This window comes from Pseudomonas sp. NY15356, assembly GCF_048068175.1.
GTDB lineage: Bacteria > Pseudomonadota > Gammaproteobacteria > Pseudomonadales > Pseudomonadaceae > Aquipseudomonas > Aquipseudomonas putida_K.
Genome location: NZ_JBLUPW010000029.1, coordinates 1 through 20199 on the forward strand (window position 1 = coordinate 1; position 20199 = coordinate 20199).

Genomic DNA, 20199 nt, shown 5'->3' on the forward strand with positions numbered 1-20199 from the left:
GTATTCACCCTTGACCGGAGGAACGAACTCACCGCCGATGTAGTTGCCATAGCGGCTCTTGAAGGTGATTTTCGCGCCTTCGGTACCCGGATGTGCGTAACGCATGGTGTGGCTCCTGATTTTTATCCGTTGTTTTAGGAGTGATCCTTGGCATGCATGGAAGCAAGTTGGAAGAAATAAGGAAAATCGATTTATCGTATTTCAAAAACAAGCTCAGCTTATAAAGGCAATCGCGGGCAAGCCCGCGCCCACAGGAAGTGGTATTGCCCTTCATCACCCTGCCCGCGGCAGGTCCGCCAACACGCCTTCGATCTCCTCCAGCACCGCCGGGTCGTCCAGGGTCGACGGCGGCACGTAGTCCTGCCCGTCGGCAATCTTGCGCAATACGGCGCGCAGGATCTTGCCCGAGCGGGTCTTGGGCAGGCGTTTAACGAGGCGCACCCGGTTGAAGCAAGCCAGCGCGCCGATCTGCTCACGCACGTTGGCCACCAGCTCGGCCTGCAACTGCTGCTCGGTGACACCCTCGCCATCCTTGAGCACCACCAGCGCCAACGGCACCTGGCCCTTGATCTCGTCATGCACGCCGATCACCGCGCACTCGGCCACCGCCGGATGACGCGCCACCAGGTCCTCCATCTCGCCGGTGGACAGACGATGGCCGGAGACGTTGATCACATCGTCCGTGCGTCCCATGATGTAGACGAAGCCATCCTCGTCCAGGTAGCCGCCGTCGCCGGTGTGGTAGTAACCCGGATAGCTCTGCAGATAGGCCTGTAGATAGCGTGCGTGGTCGCCCCATAAGGTCTGGCTGCAACCTGGCGGCAAGGGCAGCGCAATGACGATGGCGCCCTGCTGGTTCGGCCCCAGTGGCCGGCCTTCGTCATCGAGCACCTGCACGTGGTAACCCGGCACCGCGCGGTTGCTCGACCCCGGCCGCGCCGCGCTGCCTTCCAGGCCTGCGCAAGGTGCGGTGACCGGCCACCCGGTCTCGGTCTGCCACCAATGGTCGTGCACCGCCTTGCCGCTGACACGCTCCAGCCATTGATGGGTACTGGAGTCGAGCTTCTCACCGGCCAGGAACAGCTGGCGCAGCGAGCTCAGGTCGTGGCGGCGGATGAGCTCACCTTCTGGGTCTTCCTTGCGGATCGCGCGCATGGCGGTGGGCGCACAGAACAGGCCGTTGACCTTGTACTGCTCCACCACGCGCCAGTAGGCCGATGCGTCCGGCGTGCGGATCGGCTTGCCTTCGTAGAAGACCGTGGTGCAGCCGCTCATCAGCGGCCCGTAGACGATCAGCGAATGGCCGACCACCCAGCCCACGTCGGAAATCCCCCACCACACGTCACCGGCCTGCATCCCGTACACATGACGCATGGCATAGCACAGCGCGACGGCATTGCCGCCGTTCTCGCGCACGATGCCCTTGGGTTTGCCGGTGGTGCCGGAGGTGTACATGATGTACAGCGGGTCGCCGGCATCCAGCTGCACCGGCGGTATTGGCTCGACACCGGTCAATGCCGCCTGCCAGTCGAGGTCGCGCCCTGGCTGCAAGCCGGCGTGGGCCTGAGGGCGCTGCAGCACCAGCACATGGCGCGGCTGGTGCCCGGCCAGTTGCAGGGCACGGTCGACCAGCGGTTTGTATTCGATCACCCGGTCGAACTCCAGCCCGCACGACGCGGTGAGCAGCAGCGCGGGCCGGGCATCGTCGATACGCAAGGCCAGCTCGTTGGCAGCAAAGCCGCCGAACACCACCGAATGCACCGCACCGATCCGCGCACAGGCCAGCATGGCCATGGCCGCCTGAGGCACCATGGGCATGTAGATGATCACGCCATCACCCTTGCTCACGCCCAGCTGTCGCAGCAGCCCTGCCAGGCGTGCCACTTCGTCGCGCAACTGGTTGTAGGTGAACGTCTGTTGCACGCCGGTCACGGGCGAGTCGTAGATCAGCGCCAACTGCTCGCCCCTGCCTTGCTCGATCTGGTGGTCCAGGGCCAGGTAGCAACTGTTCAGACGGCCGTCGGCGAACCAGCGGTGGGTACCGTCGGGGTTGTCCTGCAGGGTCAGCGTGGGCTTGCGGTGCCAGGCCAGGCGGTCGGCCTGTTCGGCCCAGAAGGCGGCGGGGTCGGCAATGGAATGGGCGTAGCTGTGCTGGTAGGTCATGGCGGTCTGCAACCCGATACTTGTTGTTATTGAAGGGCGAACCTGGAGTATGGACCCCTACCCCACCCTCGCCATCGGACTTAAGTCGCAACCGATATGCAAGATTGCACAGGCAGTCGCACCATTGCGGTGCAAACGCCTAGAATACGCCTTCCGTCAGCCACTGAGCCGCTTCAATGGATATCGATCAGGCCCGTACCTTCCTGGAAATCGTGCGCTGCGGCAGCCTGGTCGCCGCCGCCGAACGCCTGTTCGTGTCGCAGACGGCGATCACCGCGAGGGTGCAGCGCCTGGAGCAGCAACTGGGCTGCCAGCTGTTCGTGCGCAGCCGCAACGGCGCCAGCTTGACCAGCGACGGCGAGGCCTTCGTGATCTACGCCAACCAGATGGTGCAGACCTGGGAAGCGGCGCGCCGCGACCTGCCGTTGCCCCAGGGTTGCCAGCAGGTGTTGCATGTAGGCGGCGAAGTGAGCCTGGCCAACCCGATGATGCTCGACTGGGTCAGCGCGCTGCACCATGAACTGCCCAGCCATGCCATCCGCAGCGAAGTGAGCGACGGCGAGTCGTTGCTGCGCAAGGTGGAGATGGGCCTGCTCGATGCCGCGTTGGTGTACCAGCCGACCTACGGGCCTGGTTTGCAGGTGGAGCAATTGATGGAGGAAAAGCTGATCCGCGTGCGCCGGGTCGGCCACCCCGACCCTTACATCTACATCGACTGGGGCGAAGCCTTCCGCCGCCAGCACGACGCGGCCCTGCCCGACTGTGCGCGCCCGGCGCTGAGTTTCAACCTCGGCCCGCTGGCGCTGCAGTTCATCCTCGACCAGGGCGGCAGCGGCTACTTCCGCACCCGGGTGGTGCAGGCCTACCTGGAGCGCGGGGTGGTCGAGCGGGTGCCGCAGGCGCCGGAGTTCACCTACCCGACCTTCCTGGTCTATGCCCGCAAGCGTGACAGCGAAGCCCTGCAACAGGCCTTAAGCGTGCTGCGCCGGCTGGTGGCAGCCGGCGACAGCGATTGGTCACAGCGCTGGGACCCGGTTATCTGAACGTTGCGCGGCGGCATTGAGCAGATGCCGCTTGAGGCCTGCGATCAGGTCGGTCTGGGTGATCACCCCCACTAGGTGATCATCCTCCAGTACCGGCAGGCAGTGCAGGCCGTGATCGCTGAGCAGCGGCAACAAGCGATCCAGCGGGTGCTGGCTGCTGACGCTGATCACCCGTCGGCTCATCACCTGCTCCATGCGCACCGTATGGCGGCGGAACATCCCTCGCCAGCTGAAGCGCGCACGGGCCATGGCCGGGCCCACCAGGTCGCTCAAGCTGACGATGCCCACCAGACGGCCGCCTTCGAGCACCGGCAGGGTCTTGAGGTGATGGCTCGAAAGCATCTTCCAGGCCTGTTCCAGGGTGGTGGCCGGCGAGGCGAACTGCACGTCGCGGGACATCACCGAGGCCGCGGTGATGCCGCCCAGGCTGCGTTGCAAGGCATGCTGCTCGGTGGCCAGGATGATACGTTCGAGTTCATCGCGGGTGACGTCGACGAACTCGCCCAGCTCTTCCAGAGCCACATCCAGGTCTTCGCTGTTCACCCCTACCCGCTCGCTGGGCAGCGGGTCGTGGGTGTGGTGCAGGTCCTTGCGTGGCAACGGCCCCTTGGGGTAGCGCACGCCGGTCAGGCGGTTGTAGCACACCCCCACCGTGACCAGGATCAGCGCGTGCAACAGGATCGGCTCGAGCAGATGGTTGCCCAGCGCCACCAGGCCTGGGTCGGCCAGCACCGCGCCAGCCGCCACCGCGCCACCGGGCGGGTGCAGGCAGCGCAGCAGGCACATCAACAGGATCGACACGCCCAGGGCGGCCGCAGCCACCCACAGCTCGGCGCCGAAGCCATGACGCATGGCCAGGCCCACCGCACCGGCCACGGCATAGCTGCCCAGTACCGGCCAGGGCTGGGCCAGCGGGCCGGAATGCACGGCGAACACCAGCACCGCCGAGGCGGCCAGCGGGCCGAGCAGATGCAAGGCGACCGAGGGGCCGAAGACCATGCTGCATAGAGTACCGGCCAGGAACAGGCCGAGCAGTGCACCGACACCGGCACGCAGCCATTCTTTGGGGGGGATGTTCAAGGGAGCAGGCAGCAGGCGCTGCAAACGGCTTTCAGGACGCGAGGCAGACATCAAGGCGATCGATCGTGTTCTTCTGGTTAAAAAGAAAGCCCAGCCAAATCGGCCTGGGCCCGGTATTGCGCATGCAATAGCTCAATGATTCCGTCCATGGAGATGGAAACGGGGAAGTTTCATGGCGGCGATTGTGCCGGGTGGGCTGGCAAGGAGCCAATTCAAAAAAATGCGCTTGCGCTGCAATTTTTTTGTAGTGCTGTGCTGGTACCTGCGCAGGCGCCAATCGCCGGCAAGCCGGCTCCCACCTGTCCTGCGCTGTTTTCAAAGACATCGCCATACCTGGGGGCGTCGGCTTGCCGGCGATTGGACCAAGAGAGATGACGGGTCAACGCCCCTTGCGCGGCAGGTCGATGCTGACCCGCAGGCCGCCCATGGGGCTTTCCAGCAGCGCCAGGGTGCCGCCCCAGGCCTCGACGATATCGCGCACGATGCCAAGCCCCAGGCCATGCCCGTCGACCTGTTCGTCCAGCCGAGAGCCGCGCTCGAGCACTTGCAGGCGTGCCTGCTCGGGAATGCCGGGGCCATCGTCGTCCACCCACAGCTGGTAGCCATCGGCGCTCGGCGCTATGCCCAAGTGAACCTCGCTGTCGGCCCACTTGCAGGCGTTGTCCAGCAGGTTGCCGAGCAGCTCCAGCAGGTCTTCGCGATCCCACGGCAGCAACAGCCCGGGCGGCACGTCGCGCGCAAGCTGCAGGCCTTCGCCGTGGATCATCCCGAGCGTGGCCAGCAGCCCGGGCAATTCGGCGTCGCAGTCGAACTGGGCGCCTGGCAGTGCATCGCCGGCCAGGCGTGCGCGGTTGAGTTCACGGGACAGGCGCTGCTGGATCTGCTGCAGTTGTTCACGCAATTGCTCGCGAACGTCCGGCAGGTCTTTCAACCGTTCGCTGGCGGCCAGGCTGAGCAGCACCGCCAAAGGGGTCTTCAGGGCATGGCCGAGGTTGCCCAGGGCATTGCGCGAACGGCGCAGGCTGTCCTCGGTATGGGCCAGCAAGTGGTTGATCTGGTCCACCAAGGGTTGCAGCTCGCTGGGTACCTGGGCGTCGAGCTGCGAACGCTGGCCTTGCTGCAACTGGGCGATCTGCTGGCGGGCGCGCTCCAGCGGGCGCAACGACCGGGTCACGGTGATGCGCTGCAATACCAGCACCAGCACGAGGGCTACCAAGCCCATGCCCAGGCCGATCTGCTGCATGCGCCGGAAGCCGTCGCGTATCGGCGAATAGTCCTGGGCCACGCTGATCGAAATGTCCTGGCCCAGCCGCCGATAGTCGGCGCGCAGGGCCAGCAGCTGCTGGCCTTCTGGCCCCAGCTCATGGCTGTCCTCCAGGCCCGGCGCCGCCGGTTTGGGCATGTCCAGGTCCCACAGCGAACGGGAACGCCAGGTGCCCTGATCGAAGTCGATGCGAAAGTAATAACCGGAAAACGGGCGCTGGTAGGCCGCGGAAATCCTCCGCTCGTCCAGTTGCAACCCCGCAGGCCCGCGTACCAGCGCCACCAGCAGGTTCTCGCTTTCCTTGCGCAGGCCAGCCTCCAGGTAGCGCTGCAGGCCGACCTCGAACAGCCACAGGGTCAGCTGGGCCAGGACCAGCCCGACCACCACCAGCACCGCCACCAGGCCAAGGCTCAGGCGCGCCTGGATCGACTTCACGCGGCGCTCCCGGCATACACGTAGCCCTGGCCGCGTCGCGTTTCGATCACGCTGCGGCCCAGCTTGCGTCGCAGGTGGTTGACGTGCACCTCCAGGACGTTGGAATCGCGCTCGGTCTCGCCGTCATAGAGGTGCTCGGCGAGGTGGCTCTTGGACAACACCTGTTGCGGATGCAGCATGAAATAGCGCAGCAGGCGGAACTCGGCGGCGGTCAGCTGGATATCGACGCCATCGCGGCTGACGCACTGGCGGCCTTCGTCCAACTGCAGGCCGGCCGCTTCGAGGGTGGGCTGGTTGGCCAGCCCACGGGCACGGCGCAACAACGCCTGGATGCGCAGCTGCAGCTCCTCGGGGTGGAAGGGTTTGGTCAGGTAGTCGTCGGCCCCGGCCTTGAGCCCTTCGATCCGCTCGGCCCAGGAGCCGCGCGCGGTGAGGATCAGCACCGGCGTGGCCAGGTTGGCGGCACGCCATCGGGCCAGCACGTCGAGCCCGGGCAACCCCGGCAGGCCGAGGTCAAGGATGATCAGGTCGTAGGGTTCGCTCTGGCCCTGGTAGACCGCATCGCGGCCATCCGCCAGCCAGTCCACGGCATAGCCCTGGCGCTGCAGGCTGGCGGTCAGTTCGTCGGCCAGGGGCACATTGTCCTCGACAAGCAGCAGGCGCATTCAGTCGTCTTCCTCGTCTTTGAGCAGCATTCCGTTGCGGGCGTCCAGCTTGATCTCGCGGACCACGCCATCGGGGGTCAGCAGTTCGACCTCGTACTCGTAGCGCTCGTGCTTTTCTTCGAGCTCCGCTTCCAGAAGGCGCGCCCCGGGGTAGCGCCCCAAGGCGGATTCGAGCAGTTGTTCCAGCGGCAGGATGACGCCCTTTTGCCGCAGCTCCAAGGCTTCATCCTGATCGAGGTCACGTGCAGCGGCCAGCGAACAGGCGGCCAACAGCGCAAACGCCAGGTAGCGCGCCGTTCGCGGTAGATCGGTCATCAGCTGTCTCGTTCGTCCTTGAGGACTTCACCGGTCTTGGCGTCCAGGTCCACGTCCCATTCGACGTTCTGGCTGTCACGCAGCTCGACCTTGTAGATGTAGCGGCCGTACTCGTCCTCGAGCTCCGAATCGGTCACGGTGGCGCCTGGGTGCTTGGCCACGGCGGCGGCCTTGAGTTCGTCCAAGGACTTGATGGTCTTGGCATTCACCAGCTTGATCACTTCGTCAGGCTGGACATCCTTGGCCAGGGCAACGTTGGCACCCAGGGCGAGCGCGGCGGCAGTGAACAGGGCAGTCAAGGTTTTCATCGGGTTCTCTCCATCGAGATGTACAAGTTGTCTACGGGCAAAGACTAACCAGTGGTCCTTAATTGAACCTGAAAACAGGCCGGGGTGATGATAGCGCAGTCTGCAGTTGCTTCGCCTTTGCCTTGAAGCGCTTCGGCGCTTGTAGGATCGAGCGCCGCGCGGGCGGCGCGCGATCCTACAGGCAGCACCCATCCCAAGCCCTACCCAGACGACTTTGTGAACAGCATGCCCCGGATGCCACCGGGCGGTTGCACGAACGGCTGCAAGCCTTGTAACGAGCATGCTGGTAAACTGCCGGCCAGCATTGTTTTCAAGAGTCCTACAGCGTGGAAATCTTCAAGGAATTTACGTTCGAATCGGCCCACCGCCTGCCCAACGTCCCGGCCGGGCACAAATGCGGTCGCCTGCATGGCCACTCGTTCAAGGTCGGCCTGCACCTGACCGGCCCGCTCGACCCGCATACCGGCTGGATCCGCGACTTCGCCGAGATCAAGGCGATCTTCAAGCCGATCTACGAGCAGCTGGATCACAACTACCTGAACGACATCCCCGGCCTGGAAAACCCCACCAGCGAAGTGATCGCCAAATGGATCTGGGACCAGGTCAAGCCGCTGCTGCCTGAGCTGTCCAAGGTCCGCATCCACGAGACCTGCACCAGCGGTTGCGAATACAGCGGCGAGTGAGCCGCGCCCCGCGCCGTCACCTCCGCCAGGCCACTCACCGGCTTCGCGCAAGCCGCCCCTAGCCCAGGGCGCTGTGGAGGAACGACGGCGCGATGTAGCGCTGGTAATGGGCCTCGGAGAGCAGGAAGAACTCCCGGTCGATGGCATCGCGCAACTGCGGCAGCTCCCAATCGCGAAACTCCGGCAACAAGGCCATGCCGTAGGCTTCCAGGTCGCGGATCATGCGGGCGCCGCGTGCGATCAGCTGGTAGGCCCAGCAATACTCGGACTGGTGCGCCAGAAAGCGGATGGAGCGCTGCTCCAGTTGCTGGCGCAGGCGCGCTTTGTCGAACACCTCCAGCTTGGCCATCATCACCTGCACCAACAGATGTTCCAGGCGCAGCCAGACGGCGCGCTTCTCGTCCTCGTCGTAGCTGTTCCAGTGGATCACTTCATGGTGGAAGCGCTTGCAGCCGCGGCATACCAGGTCGCCATAGACCGTGGAGCAGAGGCCGACGCAAGGCGTCTTGATGGATTGGTTGGACATGTAGGAGCGATGGCTTTACGGCGGAACACCGGCCCATGTTAGCCCTTTGTCTAACCAGGGTCACTCGTTAAAGTCACATATGCCGCCTTACTTTCGTCCCGTTTTTACCGTAGAATCACACCGCCTTTTCAAGGCACCAATGTCCGTTGGAAGCTGTTTTCAAAGCGTCACGAGCACAGTTCATCCGGTAGAACGGCGTTGGCCGGGGCATGCCACCGTGCATGGCCCGCGCCAGCCCTCATCAGCTCACCGTTCTACAGGCGTAAAACTTTGAAAGCAGCTTCTGTAAGGATTCTCCGCGACCCTGGCTGGGCGGCCCAAAAAGCCGTGATTGCGCATGGGTGCGGGGAATGCTGGATGAGCGTCCCGGACTCCCTTTAGGGACCACTGATGAGGGTAATAACTGTGCTTGAAGCCTACCGCAAACACATCGAAGAGCGTGCCGCCCTGGGCATCGTGCCCCAGCCGCTGAACGCCGAACAAACTGCAGGCCTGGTCGAGCTGCTGAAGAACCCGCCGGCCGGCGAAGAAGCCTTCCTCGTAGACCTGATCACCCACCGCGTTCCCCCAGGGGTCGACGAAGCCGCCTACGTCAAGGCCGCTTTCCTCTCCGCTGTCGCCAAGGGCGAAGCCAAGTCGCCGCTGATCGACCGCAAGCACGCCACCGAACTGCTGGGTACCATGCAGGGCGGCTACAACATCGAAACGCTGGTTGCGCTGCTGGATGACGCCGAACTGGGCGCCGTCGCGGCCGAACAGCTCAAGCACACCCTGCTGATGTTCGATGCCTTCCACGACGTGGCCGAAAAAGCCAAGGCCGGCAACGCCAACGCCAAGGCCGTACTGGAATCCTGGGCTGCCGGCGAGTGGTTCACCGCCCGCCCAGCCATCGCCGACAAGTACACCCTGACCGTGTTCAAGGTGCCTGGCGAAACCAACACCGACGACCTGTCCCCTGCCCCGGACGCCTGGTCGCGCCCTGACATCCCGCTGCACGCCCTGGCCATGCTGAAGATGGCCCGCGACGGCATCGAACCCCAGCAGCCAGGCTCGGTCGGCCCGCTGGCCCAGATCGAAGCGGTCAAGGCCAAGGGCTTCCCGGTCGCCTACGTCGGCGACGTGGTCGGCACCGGCTCCTCGCGTAAATCGGCCACCAACTCGGTACTGTGGTTCTTCGGCGACGACATCCCGTACGTGCCGAACAAGCGCGCCGGTGGCTTCTGCTTCGGCACCAAGATCGCCCCGATCTTCTACAACACCATGGAAGACGCCGGCGCCCTGCCGATCGAGTTCGACTGCACCAACCTGGCCATGGGCGACGTCATCGACGTCTATCCGTTCAAGGGCGAAGTCCGTCGCCATGGTAGCGACGAGCTGGTCACCACCTTCGAGCTGAAGACCGAAGTCCTGCTCGACGAAGTCCGCGCTGGCGGCCGTATCCCGCTGATCGTCGGCCGTGGCCTGACCGAGAAGGCCCGTGCCGAACTGGGCCTGGGTGCCTCCGACCTGTTCAAGAAGCCAGAGCAGCCTGCCGACACCGGCAAGGGCTTCACCCTGGCCCAGAAGATGGTCGGCCGCGCTTGCGGTCTGCCGGAAGGCCAGGGCGTACGCCCGGGTGCCTACTGCGAGCCGAAGATGACCACCGTCGGTTCCCAGGACACCACCGGCCCGATGACCCGCGACGAGCTGAAGGACCTGGCGTGCCTGGGCTTCTCCGCCGACCTGGTCATGCAGTCGTTCTGCCACACCGCGGCCTATCCGAAGCCGATCGACGTCACCACCCACCACACCCTGCCGGATTTCATCCGCACCCGTGGCGGCGTGTCCCTGCGTCCAGGCGACGGCATCATCCACAGCTGGCTGAACCGCATGCTGCTGCCTGACACCGTCGGCACCGGCGGCGACTCGCACACCCGCTTCCCGATCGGCATTTCCTTCCCGGCCGGTTCCGGCCTGGTGGCCTTCGCCGCCGCCACCGGCGTCATGCCGCTGGACATGCCCGAGTCGGTACTGGTTCGCTTCAAGGGCAAGCTGCAGCCTGGCATCACCCTGCGTGACCTGGTCCACGCCATCCCTTACTACGCCATCCAGCAGGGCCTGCTGACTGTCGAGAAGAAGGGCAAGAAGAACATCTTCTCCGGTCGCATCCTGGAGATCGAAGGCCTCAACGAGCTGACCGTCGAACAAGCCTTCGAGCTGTCCGACGCCTCGGCCGAGCGTTCCGCTGCCGGCTGCACCATCAAGCTGCCGGAAGAGTCGATCGCCGAGTACCTGAAGTCCAACATCACCCTGCTGCGCTGGATGATCAGCGAAGGCTACGGTGACGCCCGTACCCTGGAGCGCCGCGCCCAGGCGATGGAAGCCTGGCTGGCCAAGCCGCAGCTGCTGTCCGCCGACGCCGATGCCGAGTACGCCGCGGTCATCGAGATCGACCTGGCCGACGTCAAGGAGCCTGTGCTCTGCGCGCCGAACGACCCGGACGACGCCCGCCTGCTGTCCACCGTTGCCGGCGACAAGATCGACGAAGTGTTCATCGGTTCGTGCATGACCAACATCGGTCACTTCCGCGCTGCCGGCAAGCTGCTGGACAAGGTCAAGGGCGGTATCCCGACCCGTCTGTGGCTGGCCCCGCCAACCAAGATGGACGCCCACCAGCTGACCGAGGAAGGCTACTACGGCATCTACGGCAAGGCCGGTGCGCGCATGGAAATGCCAGGCTGCTCGCTGTGCATGGGTAACCAGGCACGTGTGCAGACCGGCTCGACCGTAGTCTCCACCTCGACCCGTAACTTCCCGAACCGCCTGGGCGACGCCACCAATGTCTACCTGGCTTCGGCCGAGCTGGCCGCGGTTGCCTCGATCCTCGGCAAACTGCCGACCGTCGAAGAGTACCTGCAGTACGCCAAGGACATCGACAGCATGGCGGCCGACGTCTACCGCTACCTGAGCTTCGATCAGATCGCCGAGTTCCGCGAAGCGGCAGCCAACGCCCAGATCCCAGTGGTCCAGGCGTAAGCTGAGCAGTACGCTGTAAACGAAAGCCCCGGCAGCGATGCCGGGGCTTTTTTATGCTGGCCAGACCGGCCCAATCGCCGGCAAGCCGGCTCCCACAGGTGCCATACCGGTGTGCGGACTTGTCCCGCGATTGGCCAGCATGGCAGTCTCAAATCACGAATAGATCGACGAACCGCTGCACCGCCGTACCTTCCAACCGCGCCTGATCCTTGCACAAGGCAAAGATTTCATCGCAACGCTGACGGGCAAACCGCGTCGCCAGGTTTTCCCGGAACTTGGCCTCCAGCAACGGTATCCCCTCCCCGCGTCGACGCCGATGCCCGATCGGGTACTCCACCACCACCTGCTCGGTATGGGTGCCGTCCTTGAAGAACACCTGCAGGCCATTGGCAATGGAACGCTTGTCCGCCTCCAGGTACTCGCGGCTGAACCGCGGCTCCTCGACGACTTCCATCTTCTCGCGCAACCGGTCGATGCTCGGGTGCACCGCGTGGAAGGCATCTTCGTAGTACTCGGCCACCAGATCACCGAAGATCAGCGGCACAGCAACCATGTACTGCAGGCAATGATCGCGGTCGGCCGCGTTGGCCAACGGGCCGACCTTGGAAATGATGCGTATCGCCGATTCGTTGGTACTGATGACGATGCGGTCGACTTCATGCAGGCGATTGCGCACCTGGGGGTGCAAAGCCACCGCGGCCTCGCAGGCAGTCTGGGCGTGGAATTCGGCCGGGAAGCTGATCTTGAACAGCACATTCTCCATCACATAGCTGCCGAAGGGCTGCGGCAGGCGCAACACCCGTTGCTCGACGGGCTTTAGCGCCAGGTCCTTGTTGGTGTGGCTGAACGACACATCGTAGAAGCCCCACTGCGTTGCGGTCAGCACACCCGGTACGCCCATCTCGCCACGCAAGGCGATATCGGCCAGACGCACACCCCGGCTGGAAGCATCACCGGCCGCCCAAGACTTGCGCGAGCCGGCATTGGGCGCATGACGGTAGGTGCGCAGCGCCTGGCCATCGACGAAGGCATGGGACAAGGCCGAGAGCATCTGTTCGCGATTGGCCCCCATGAGCCGTGCACACACTGCGGTGGAAGCGACCTTGACCAGCACCACATGGTCGAGGCCGACGCGGTTGAAGGCGTTCTCCAGCGCCAGCACACCCTGAATCTCGTGGGCCATGACCATAGCCTCGAGCACGGTACGCATGGTCAGGGGTGGCTCGCCGTCGGCCACGCGCTTCTGGGAAAGGTGATCGGCAACCGCGAGGATTCCGCCGAGGTTATCCGAAGGGTGCGCCCATTCAGCTGCGAGCCACGTGTCGTTGTAGTCCAGCCAACGCACGGTACAGCCGATGTCCCAGGCCGCCTTGACCGGATCCAGGCGGAAGGAGGTGCCGGGTACCCGCGCACCGTGTGGGACTACGGTACCTTCGACCAGCGGGCCGAGGTGCTTGGTGCATTCAGGGAAGCGCAGCGCCAGTAAGCCGCAACCCAATGTGTCCATCAGGCAGTTGCGCGCGGTGTCCAGGGCCTCGACCGACTCGACGCGGTAGTCGAGCACATAGTCGGCGATGGTCTGTAGCACCCGGTCGTAATCCGGGCGGTCATTGAGGTCTACGTTGGCGCTCATTGTCTGGCTCCCTGGGAGTGGGGGCCGCAAAGCGGCCCCTCTCAATAAAAGCCGAGCACCAGATGCGTGTTAGAAACTATCGCCAGGCACGCGTACCCAGCCCTCCATCAACACGCGAGCACTACGGCTCATGATTGCCTTGGTCACTGTCCATTCACCGTCCACCTTGCGCGCCTCGGCGCCGACGCGCAAGGTGCCGGACGGGTGGCCGAAGCGCACGGCGCTGCGCTCGCCCCCGCCGGCAGCGAGGTTGACCAGCGTGCCGGGGATCGCTGCCGCCGTGCCGATGGCCACCGCCGCGGTGCCCATCATCGCGTGGTGCAGCTTGCCCATCGACAGCGCCCGCACCAGCAGGTCGATGTCGGCGGCTTCGACCGCCTTGCCGCTGGAAGCAGTGTAGGCGGTCGGCGGCGCGACAAAGGCCACCTTGGGCGTGTGCTGACGCCCGGCAGCCTGGTCGATGTGTTCGATCAAGCCCATGCGCACGGCGCCATGGGCGCGAATGGTCTCGAAACGGGCAAGCGCGGCAGGGTCGCCATTGATCGCCTCCTGCAACTCGGTACCGGTATAGCCGATGTCGGCCGCATTGACGAAAATGGTCGGGATACCGGCGTTGATCAGCGTTGCCTTGAACGTCCCGACGCCCGGCACCTGAAGGTCGTCCACCAGATTGCCGGTGGGGAACATGGCGCCACCGTCGCCGTCTTCGTCTGCGGCCGGGTCGAGGAATTCCAATTGCACTTCGGCGGCCGGGAAGGTCACACCGTCCAGCTCGAAGTCACCGGTCTCCTGCACTTCGCCTTCGGTGATCGGCACATGGGCGATGATGGTCTTGCCGATGTTGGCCTGCCAGATACGCACCGTGGCGATGCCGTTGTGCGGGATGCGCGCCGCATCCACCAAGCCGGCGCTGATGGCGAAGGAACCAACGGCGGCTGACAGGTTGCCGCAGTTTCCGCTCCAGTCGACGAAGGCCTTGTCGATGGCGACCTGGCCGAACAGGTAGTCGACGTCATGCTCCGGACGGGTGCTGCGCGAGAGGATCACGGTCTTGCTGGTGCTGGAGGTGGCGCCGCCCATGCCGTCGATCTGCTTGGCGTAGGGATCGGGGCTGCCGATTACCCGCAGCAACAGGGCGTCACGGGCCGGGCCGGGCTGCTGGGCGCGTTCGGGCAGGTCCTGCAGGCGGAAGAATACGCCTTTGCTGGTGCCGCCACGGATGTAGGTGGCGGGGATTTTTACTTGTGGTACGTGTGCCATGGTTGAGTGTCCTGATTGTCTCGTTCCGGCAGAAAACCTGGGGCTGCTACGCAGCCCTTTCGCGGCACAAGGCCGCTCCTACAGACGAGCGCACTTCCTGTAGGAGCGGCCTCGTGCCGCGAAAGGGCCGCAAAGCGGCCCCGCTCACTCAGGCAGTGCCTTCGAGGAAATCCTGGGCAAAGCGCTGCAGCACCCCGCCCGCCTCGTAGATCGACACTTCTTCGGCAGTATCCAGGCGGCAGGTCACCGGCACCTCGACCCGCTCGCCATTGCGCCGGGTGATGACCAGCGTCAGGGTCGCCCGCGGCGTGCGCGCACCCAGCACGTCGTAGGTCTCGCTGCCGTCAAGGTCCAGGGTCTTGCGGTTGGTGCCTGGCTGGAACTCCAGCGGCAACACCCCCATGCCCACCAGGTTGGTGCGGTGGATGCGCTCGAAGCCTTCGGCGACGATCGCTTCGACACCCGCCAGGCGCACGCCCTTGGCCGCCCAGTCACGGGACGAACCCTGGCCGTAGTCGGCACCCGCAACGATGATCAGCGGCTGCTTGCGCTGCATGTAGGTCTCGATCGCTTCCCACATGCGCGTCACCTTGCCTTCCGGCTCGATGCGCGCCAGCGAACCCTGCTTCACGCTGCCGTCTTCGTTGCGCACCATCTCGTTGAACAGCTTGGGGTTGGCGAAGGTCGCGCGCTGGGCGGTCAGGTGGTCGCCACGGTGGGTCGCATAGGAGTTGAAGTCCTCCTCCGGCAGGCCCATCTTCGCCAAGTATTCCCCTGCGGCACTGTTGGCCATGATCGCGTTCGAAGGTGACAGGTGGTCGGTGGTGATATTGTCCGGCAGTACCGCCAGCGGGCGCATGCCGCGCAGGGTACGCTCACCGGCCAGGGCCCCTTCCCAGTAGGGTGGGCGGCGGATGTAGGTGCTCATCGGGCGCCATTCGTACAGCGGCGCCACCTTCGGCCCCTTGTCCTCCTCGATGGCGAACATTGGGATGTAGACCTTGCGGAACTGCTCGGGCTTGACCGCCGCACGCACCACCGCGTCGATCTCTTCATCGCTCGGCCAGATGTCCTTGAGGCGGATTTCCTTGCCATCCACCACGCCCAGCACATCCTTCTCGATGTCGAAGCGGATGGTGCCGGCAATGGCATAGGCCACCACCAGTGGTGGCGACGCGAGGAAGGCCTGCTTGGCGTACGGGTGGATGCGCCCGTCGAAGTTGCGGTTGCCCGACAGCACGGCGGTGGCATACAGGTCGCGGTCGATGATTTCCTGCTGGATCTTCGGGTCGAGCGCGCCGGACATACCGTTGCAGGTGGTGCAGGCGAAGGCGACGATGCCAAAGCCCAGTCGCTCCAGTTCTTTTTCCAGCCCCGCTTCTTCCAGGTACAGCTGCACGGCCTTGGAGCCAGGCGCCAGGGAGGATTTCACCCAAGGCTTGCGCGCCAGGCCCAGCTTGTTGGCGTTGCGCGCCAGCAGGCCTGCCGCGATCACGTTGCGCGGGTTGCTGGTGTTGGTGCAACTGGTGATGGCGGCGATGATCACCGCGCCGTCCGGCATCTGGCCGGGCACTTCTTCCCAGGCACCGGCAATGCCCTTGGCAGCCAGGTCGCTGGTGGCGACACGGGCGTGCGGGTTGGACGGGCCGGCCATGTTGCGCACCACACTGGAGAGGTCGAAGCGCAGCACGCGCTCGTACTCGGCCTGGCCCAGGCTGTCGGCCCACAGGCCCGTGGCTTTGGCATAGGTTTCCACCAGCTTGACCTGCTGCTCTTCGCGGCCGGTCAGCTTGAGGTAGTCGATGGTCTGCTGGTCGATGGCGAACATCGCCGCAGTGGCGCCGTATTCGGGGGCCATGTTGGAGATGGTGGCGCGGTCGCCCAGGGTCAAGGCGCGAGCACCTTCACCGTAGAACTCGAGGTACGCGCCGACCACCTTCTGCTTGCGCAGGAATTCGGTCAGGGCCAAAACCAGGTCGGTGGCCGTGATGTTCGGCTGCAGCTTTCCGGTCAGCTCGACGCCGACGATTTCCGGCAGACGCATCCACGAGGCGCGGCCGAGCATGACGTTCTCGGCCTCCAGCCCGCCGACGCCGATGGCGATCACGCCCAGCGCATCGACGTGCGGGGTGTGGCTGTCGGTGCCGACGCAGGTGTCCGGGTAGGCCACGCCACGGTCGCTGTGGACCACCGGCGACATCTTCTCCAGGTTGATCTGGTGCATGATGCCGTTGCCCGGCTGGATCACATCGACATTCTTGAACGCCTTCTTGGTCCAGTTGATGAAGTGGAAGCGGTCTTCGTTGCGACGGTCCTCGATGGCGCGGTTCTTCTCGAAGGCCTGTGGGTCGAAACCGCCGCATTCCACGGCCAGAGAGTGGTCGACGATCAACTGGACCGGCACCACCGGGTTGACCTGGGCCGGGTCGCCGCCTTTGTCGGCGATGGCATCGCGCAGACCGGCCAGGTCCACCAGGGCGGTCTGGCCGAGGATGTCATGGCACACCACGCGCGCCGGGAACCAGGGGAAGTCGAGGTCGCGCTTGCGCTCGATCAATTGCCCGAGGGACGCATCGAGGGTGGCCGGGTCGCAACGGCGCACCAGGTTCTCGGCCAGCACGCGGGACGTATAGGGCAACCCGTCGTACGCGCCGGGCTTGATCGCCTCGACCGCCGCGCGGGCATCGAAGTAGTCCAGGCCGGTGCCTGGCAGGGGCTTGCGGAATGCAGTGTTCATATCGTTATCAGGCTCGGTCACGGTGTTCGATATGCAGGTCTGGCCACGGGGACGCTACGCGCCCCTTTCGCGGCACAAGGCCGCTCCTACAGGTATTGCGCCGTCCTTGTAGGAGCGGCCTTGTGCCGCGAAAGGGCTGCAAGGCAGCCCCTGCGGTTTCAGCTCAGCGCTGCTCGATCGGCACGAACTTGCGCTGCTCGACGCCGACATATTCGGCGCTCGGGCGGATGATGCGGTTGTTGGCACGCTGCTCGAAGACATGCGCGGCCCAGCCGGTCAGGCGCGAGCAGACGAAGATCGGGGTGAACAGCTTGGTCGGGATGCCCATGAAGTGGTACGCCGAGGCATGGTAGAAGTCGGCGTTGGGGAACAGGCGCTTCTGCTCCCACATGGTCTTGTCGATGGCCTCGGAGACCGGGTACAGGACCTTGTCGCCCACTTGGTCGGCCAACTGCTTGGACCAGCCCTTGATCACCTCGTTGCGCGGGTCGGACTCCTTGTAGATCGCGTGGCCGAAGCCCATGATCTTGTCCTTGCGCTCAAGCATGCGCAGCAGCTCGGCCACGGCCTCCTGCGGGCTCTGGAAGCGCTCGATCAATTCCATGGCCGCCTCGTTGGCACCGCCGTGCAATGGGCCGCGCAGCGAGCCGATGGCGGCGGTGATGCACGAGTACAGGTCCGACAGGGTCGAGGCGCAGACTCGGGCGGTGAAGGTCGAGGCGTTGAATTCGTGCTCGGCGTAGAGGATCAGCGAGACGTTCATCACCTTGACGTGCAGCTCGCTCGGCTTCTTGCCGTGCAACAGGTGCAGGAAATGGCCACCTAGGGTGTCTTCGTCGCTGGTGCAGTCGATGCGCACACCGTGGTGGGTGAAGCGGTACCAGTAGCACATGATCGCCGGGAACACGGCCAACAGGCGGTCGGTCTTCTCACGCTGCTGCTCGAAGGTCAGCTCCGGCTCCAGGGTGCCGAGCACCGAACAACCGGTGCGCATCACATCCATCGGGTGGGCGTCGCGCGGGATGCGCTCGAGCACTTCCTTGAGCGCCTGGGGCAGGTCGCGCAGGCCCTTGAGCTTGCGCTTGTAGTCGTCCAGCTCGGCCTGGCTCGGCAGCTCGCCGTACAACAGCAGGTAGGCCACTTCCTCGAATTCGGCACCGGCCGCCAGGTCGCGGACGTCGTAGCCACGATAGGTCAGGCCGGCACCGGCCTGGCCCACGGTCGACAGCGCGGTCTGCCCGGCTACCTGGCCACGCAGGCCCGCGCCACTGAGTACTTTTGCTTCGGCCATGGTGTGTTCTCCTTTCTTGAATTTGTTATCGAATCTTGCTGGCTAAACCCGGGGTGGATGGTCCGGCCCTATCGCTGGCTTGCCGGCGACAGGGCCAACACAGGCTCAACCTTTCTTCTGGGCGAACAACGCATCGAGGCTCTGCTCGAAGGCGTGGTAGCCGATGGCATCGTAGAGCTCCATGCGGGTCTGCATGGTATCGATCACGTTCTTCTGGGTGCCGTCGCGGCGCAGCGCGGTGTAGACATTCTCGGCAGCCTTGTTCATGGCGCGGAAGGCCGACAGCGGGTACAGCACCAGCGAGACGTCGACCGAGGCCAACTCTTCGGTGGTGTACAGCGGGGTCGCGCCGAACTCGGTGATGTTGGCCAGGATCGGTGCCTTCACCCGATCGGCGAAGGTCTTGTACATCGAAAGCTCGGTGATCGCTTCCGGGAAGATCATGTCGGCACCCGCTTCGATACATGCGGCAGCGCGGTCCAGAGCAGCATTCAGGCCTTCGACGGCCAGGGCATCGGTGCGCGCCATGATCACGAAGCTGTCGTCGGTACGGGCATCCACCGCAGCCTTGATGCGGTCGACCATCTCCTGCTGGGAGACGATCTCCTTGTTCGGGCGGTGGCCGCAGCGCTTGGCGCCGACCTGGTCTTCGATGTGGATGGCGGCGGCGCCGAACTTGCACATCGAGCGCACGGTACGCGCCACGTTGAAGGCCGAGGCACCGAAGCCGGTGTCCACGTCCACCAGCAGCGGCAGGTCGCACACGTCAGTGATGCGGCGCACGTCGGTCAGCACGTCATCCAGGCCGCTGATGCCCAGGTCTGGCAGGCCCAGGGAGCCGGCCGCGACACCGCCACCGGAGAGGTAGATGGCCTTGAAACCGGCGCGTTTGGCCAGCAGGGCGTGGTTGGCATTGATGGTGCCGACCACCTGCAACGGATGTTCGGCGGCAACCGCGTCACGGAAACGCTGGCCGGGCGTGCTCTTCAAAGTCATGACTCACCTCGTGGGCTATTGTTGTCGACGCCTTGGTAGTGGCGCTCGATGTTGCGTTTGGACGCGCCGATGTGGCGACGCATCAGGAGTTCGGCCAGCTCGCCGTCACGGTCGGCGATGGCGTCGAGAATGCGGTGATGCTCGGCGAAGGCCTGGTGCGGGCGGTTGGGCGTGGCGGAAAACTGGATGCGGTACATGCGCACCAGCTGGTACAGCTCGCCGCAGAGCATCTTGACCAGGGTCTGGTTGCCGCTGCCCTGGATGATCCGGTAGTGGAAGTCGAAATCGCCTTCCTGCTGGTAGTAGCCAACACCGGCCTGGAAGGCGGCGTCGCGCTCGTGGGTCTCGAGCACCCGGCGCAGCTCGTCGATGTCGGCCAGGCTCATGCGCTCGGCGGCCAGGCGGCAGGCCATGCCTTCGAGGGATTCGCGGATTTCGTACAACTCGATCAGCTCGGCATGGTTGAGCGACACCACCCGAGCACCGACATGGGGCACCCGCACCAGCAGGCGCTGGCCTTCCAGGCGATGAATGGCCTCGCGCAACGGACCACGGCTGATACCGTAGGTACGGGCCAGCTCCGGTTCGGAGATCTTGCTGCCCGGGGCGATCTCACCCTTGACGATCGCCGCCTGGATACGCCGGAAGACGTTCTCCGATAGCGTTTCGGAATCATCCGACGTGGGCAGTACTGCCTGAGTGGCATCCCGCATGATTGTCGACACCTTACGTTTCGATAGCGCAAAATCTAGCTAAATGCAGGGTCTTAGTCAAAGACAAAATCA

17 protein-coding genes are annotated in these 20199 nt (G+C 64.7%); 3 read left to right on the forward strand and 14 right to left on the reverse strand.

Annotated elements, in window-relative coordinates; all coding sequences use genetic code 11:
* The coding region (locus ACNFCI_RS19565) for a hypothetical protein (RefSeq protein ID WP_416768096.1) at positions 1 to 105 on the reverse strand (105 nt) is incomplete at its 3' end.
* A 168-nt stretch (positions 106 to 273) separates the two neighbouring features.
* Entirely contained in the window at positions 274 to 2163 is a 1890-nt protein-coding gene (locus ACNFCI_RS19570; protein WP_084855443.1) for a propionyl-CoA synthetase, read from the reverse strand.
* Between the two features lie 176 nt (positions 2164 to 2339).
* On the opposite strand from ACNFCI_RS19570, the gene ACNFCI_RS19575 reads away from it, so the two are divergent.
* On the forward strand, positions 2340 to 3206 hold the full coding sequence (locus ACNFCI_RS19575) for a LysR family transcriptional regulator (RefSeq protein ID WP_368829844.1): 867 nt from the start codon (positions 2340 to 2342) through the stop codon (positions 3204 to 3206).
* Here the strand turns inward: ACNFCI_RS19575 and ACNFCI_RS19580 are convergent.
* The 5 genes from ACNFCI_RS19580 to ACNFCI_RS19600 all read right to left on the reverse strand — a co-directional run bounded on the left by ACNFCI_RS19580 (position 3180) and on the right by ACNFCI_RS19600 (position 7273).
* Positions 3180 to 4337 (reverse strand): HPP family protein, encoded by a 1158-nt coding sequence (locus ACNFCI_RS19580; protein WP_084855426.1) that lies wholly within the window; start codon positions 4335 to 4337, stop codon positions 3180 to 3182. The genes ACNFCI_RS19575 and ACNFCI_RS19580 overlap by 27 nt on opposite strands.
* A gap of 328 nt (positions 4338 to 4665) precedes the next feature.
* On the reverse strand, positions 4666 to 5985 hold the full coding sequence (locus tag ACNFCI_RS19585) for a sensor histidine kinase (protein WP_084855427.1): 1320 nt from the start codon (positions 5983 to 5985) through the stop codon (positions 4666 to 4668).
* On the reverse strand, positions 5982 to 6650 hold the full coding sequence (locus tag ACNFCI_RS19590) for a response regulator transcription factor (RefSeq protein ID WP_084855428.1): 669 nt from the start codon (positions 6648 to 6650) through the stop codon (positions 5982 to 5984). Before ACNFCI_RS19590 ends, ACNFCI_RS19585 begins: the two co-directional genes overlap by 4 nt.
* On the reverse strand, positions 6651 to 6965 hold the full coding sequence (locus ACNFCI_RS19595) for a PepSY domain-containing protein (RefSeq protein WP_084855429.1): 315 nt from the start codon (positions 6963 to 6965) through the stop codon (positions 6651 to 6653).
* Positions 6965 to 7273: a PepSY domain-containing protein gene (locus tag ACNFCI_RS19600; protein WP_084855430.1), complete on the reverse strand. Its 309-nt coding sequence runs from the start codon at positions 7271 to 7273 to the stop codon at positions 6965 to 6967. The genes ACNFCI_RS19595 and ACNFCI_RS19600 overlap by 1 nt, the downstream gene beginning before the upstream one ends.
* A 326-nt stretch (positions 7274 to 7599) precedes the next feature.
* On the opposite strand from ACNFCI_RS19600, the gene queD reads away from it, so the two are divergent.
* Positions 7600 to 7956: a 6-carboxytetrahydropterin synthase QueD gene (gene queD, locus ACNFCI_RS19605; RefSeq protein ID WP_224458606.1), complete on the forward strand. Its 357-nt coding sequence runs from the start codon at positions 7600 to 7602 to the stop codon at positions 7954 to 7956.
* Positions 7957 to 8014: 58 nt separating this feature from the next.
* On the opposite strand, the gene ACNFCI_RS19610 is transcribed toward queD, so the two are convergent.
* Entirely contained in the window at positions 8015 to 8482 is a 468-nt protein-coding gene (locus ACNFCI_RS19610; protein ID WP_084855432.1) for a DUF1289 domain-containing protein, read from the reverse strand.
* Positions 8483 to 8887: 405 nt separating this feature from the next.
* Between ACNFCI_RS19610 and acnB the strand changes: the two genes are divergently transcribed.
* Complete coding sequence (acnB, locus tag ACNFCI_RS19615; protein WP_324818272.1) at positions 8888 to 11497, forward strand: bifunctional aconitate hydratase 2/2-methylisocitrate dehydratase; 2610 nt, start codon at positions 8888 to 8890, stop codon at positions 11495 to 11497.
* Positions 11498 to 11645: 148 nt separating this feature from the next.
* Here acnB and prpD read toward each other — a convergent pair whose 3' ends face one another.
* The 6 genes from prpD to ACNFCI_RS19645 all read right to left on the reverse strand — a co-directional run bounded on the left by prpD (position 11646) and on the right by ACNFCI_RS19645 (position 20127).
* Complete coding sequence (gene prpD / locus ACNFCI_RS19620) at positions 11646 to 13130, reverse strand: 2-methylcitrate dehydratase (RefSeq protein WP_324818264.1); 1485 nt, start codon at positions 13128 to 13130, stop codon at positions 11646 to 11648.
* A 69-nt stretch (positions 13131 to 13199) separates the two neighbouring features.
* Positions 13200 to 14390: a 2-methylaconitate cis-trans isomerase PrpF gene (gene prpF, locus ACNFCI_RS19625; protein WP_324818260.1), complete on the reverse strand. Its 1191-nt coding sequence runs from the start codon at positions 14388 to 14390 to the stop codon at positions 13200 to 13202.
* A 148-nt stretch (positions 14391 to 14538) separates the two neighbouring features.
* Complete coding sequence (gene acnD / locus ACNFCI_RS19630; RefSeq protein WP_368829842.1) at positions 14539 to 17127, reverse strand: Fe/S-dependent 2-methylisocitrate dehydratase AcnD; 2589 nt, start codon at positions 17125 to 17127, stop codon at positions 14539 to 14541.
* A gap of 163 nt (positions 17128 to 17290) precedes the next feature.
* Positions 17291 to 18418, reverse strand: coding sequence for a bifunctional 2-methylcitrate synthase/citrate synthase (prpC, locus tag ACNFCI_RS19635; RefSeq protein WP_084855437.1), 1128 nt, complete (start codon positions 18416 to 18418; stop codon positions 17291 to 17293).
* A gap of 105 nt (positions 18419 to 18523) precedes the next feature.
* Positions 18524 to 19414: a methylisocitrate lyase gene (gene prpB / locus ACNFCI_RS19640; RefSeq protein WP_084855438.1), complete on the reverse strand. Its 891-nt coding sequence runs from the start codon at positions 19412 to 19414 to the stop codon at positions 18524 to 18526.
* The gene (locus tag ACNFCI_RS19645; RefSeq protein ID WP_084855439.1) at positions 19411 to 20127 is read right to left on the reverse strand and encodes a GntR family transcriptional regulator; all 717 of its coding nucleotides are present in this window, start codon (positions 20125 to 20127) and stop codon (positions 19411 to 19413) included. The genes prpB and ACNFCI_RS19645 overlap by 4 nt, the downstream gene beginning before the upstream one ends.
* Positions 20128 to 20199: the final 72 nt, after the last annotated feature.